The sequence below is a fragment of the Steroidobacter sp. genome, assembly GCF_016790065.1.
In the GTDB taxonomy this organism is placed as follows: domain Bacteria; phylum Pseudomonadota; class Gammaproteobacteria; order Steroidobacterales; family Steroidobacteraceae; genus Steroidobacter.
This window is the reverse complement of the sequence record NZ_JAEUPY010000717.1, coordinates 1-2,284: the sequence shown is the minus strand read 5'-3', so window position 1 is coordinate 2,284 and position 2,284 is coordinate 1. Positions and strand designations below refer to the sequence as shown.

At 61.4% G+C, this 2,284-nt stretch carries 1 protein-coding gene and 1 pseudogene; both read left to right on the top strand.

Features of this window, described 5'->3' with window-relative positions:
- The coding region (locus JNL55_RS29330; RefSeq protein WP_293863008.1) for a serine hydrolase domain-containing protein at positions 1-604 on the top strand (604 nt) is incomplete at its 5' end.
- A gap of 19 nt (positions 605-623) precedes the next feature.
- Positions 624-2,284 (top strand): annotated as a pseudogene (locus tag JNL55_RS29325) (hypothetical protein); the annotation flags it as partial.

The following is a 2,284-nucleotide window of genomic DNA, read 5'->3' as shown; positions in this document are numbered from 1 at the left end:
GTTGGAGCTTCAGGTGGCGCAACGGCGAGAGATCGTCGACTATCTTGCGCGGCGCCCTCGGGTTGCACCGTCTGGAACGAGCTGGCTGTATGCGACGGGCGATGCGCACATGCTCGGTCCGCTGCTGCACGCGGCCACGGGTGCATGGGTTTGCGATTATCTGTCGGAGAAGATTTGGTCCAAGGTTGGCATGGAGAACACGGCTAGCTGGTGGCTGGACTCGCCTGGCGGGCTGGAGATGTGTGGCAGCGGCTTGACGGCGACGCTGCCAGACTACGCACGCTTCGGCTTGTTCATGCTCAATGGCGCGGTCGCCAACGGCGAGTCGGTGTTGCCCGACGGCTGGATTCCCGAGGCCACGCGGCCGAGACAAATGAATGGCAAGCAGGTCGACTATGGATACATGTGGTGGCCGGTGGCTGATAGCGCCGGCTCTTTTCGCGAGGCGGCCTACAGCGCGCGTGGTATTTTCGGCCAGTACATCTACATCAATCCGGCACAGGACCTGGTCATCGTCACGCTGAGCTTGCGCGCCAAGCCGCGCTTCTCCGAAGTCATACCGGACAATGACTTCTTCAACGCGGTGACGAACAGCCTGCGCTAGCACGCCGCCGGGGAGCTGCATGTTCGACTTGCGCATCGAATCGAGACGGATACTGGCCACGCTTGGCTGCCTGTTGAGCGCGATCACGGCCGTCGCTGCACAAGCGCCGGAATCTTCCGAGGATGCAGCCTTCGATCTGACCGAAGGCACCTGGATGAGTCTGGACGTGAGTCCGGATGGGCGCACCATCGTGTTCGATCTGCTAGGTGATATTTACAGCATCCCGGCGGCGGGCGGCGATGCCACTCTGCTTCACGGCGGCTCGGCCATGCAGCGCATTCCCAGTTTCAGCGCAGATGGTCGCCGGCTGATATATATGAGTGACGCGAGCGGTACCGATAATGTCTGGGTATCGGATGCGGATGGGAGCAGCGCGCGGCAAGTTACTCACGAGCAAGAGGACATCTTGATGTCCGCCGCCTGGGGGCCGCGTGACGAGTCTGTGGGCGTAATCAAGGTGCGCGCCACGTTTGCACATCGGAATACCTCCGAGATGTGGCTGTACGATCTGGCTGGTGGGCGAGGTCGCGTGCTGGTGGAGTCACCACCGAGCGGAAGAGATATCGAGGAGCCGTCGTTCGCACTGGATGGCCGCTTCGTCTACTACACGGAACGACTGACGGCCCCGCTCGTCTATGTCGATGCAAATCAGATAAACTACGCGATCAGTCGACGCGATCTCGCGACGGGAAGATCCGAGCAGATCGTCGGCGGCTTCGGTAGCGCCACCAGCGCGCAAATCTCTCCGGACGGTCAACGGCTGGCGTTCATCCGGCGAGTGCAAGAGAAGACCGTGCTGTTCGTGTATGACCTGCAGTCCGGCGCTCAGTATCCAGTGTATGCCGAACTGGATCGCGATCTGCATGCGTCATATTCGCCGCAAGCTACCTACTACCCGCGATTCGATTGGTTTCCGGATGGGCTCGATCTGGCGATCTGGAGTCGAGGCAAGCTGTGGCGCGTAAACACCAACAGTACTGCCATACAGGAGATTCCGTTCCGCGCGCGTTCGGTACATCGGATTGAGCGTACGCTGCGGTTCGAACACGAACTGGCGCCGAAACGCTTCGATGTGCGCATCGTGCGCCAGATGGCACCTTCGCCCGATGGCAGGCACATCACGGTGGCTGCGGTCGGTCATCTTTGGCGCAAGCAGCTGCCTGCCGGACTGCCGAGGCGTCTAACGCAGGCGGCGGCGTTCGAATTCGATCCAGCGTACTCAATGGACGGCCGTTGGCTCGTCTACGTCGAGTGGGATGACGAGCGCGGTAGCTCGCTCAAGATCATTTCGGCGCACGGCGGCAGGGCACGAACGGTACTGAACAGCAGTGGGCTCATTCGCGAGCCGACCTTTTCCCCCGACGGCAAATCGCTGGCGTATCGAATCAGCAGTGGCGACAAGGCGATCGGTGGGTTCCGGATCAAACCGGGACTCTACCGAGTGGCCGCCGCTGGCGGTGAGGGGCGTTTCCTGGTTGCTGCCAATGAGGCTCCGCAGTTTTCCGCCAACGGGGAGCGCATTTATTTTGCCGCGAGCTATCCGACGTCGGAGGGCGTGTCACGCAGGCTGCAGAGCGTGAATCTCGACGGGCTCGATCTGCGCGATCATGCACGAACCGTGGACGCTGATACCACGGAACTGCGTATCAGTCCCGACCAGCGCTGGATTTCGTTCCGACG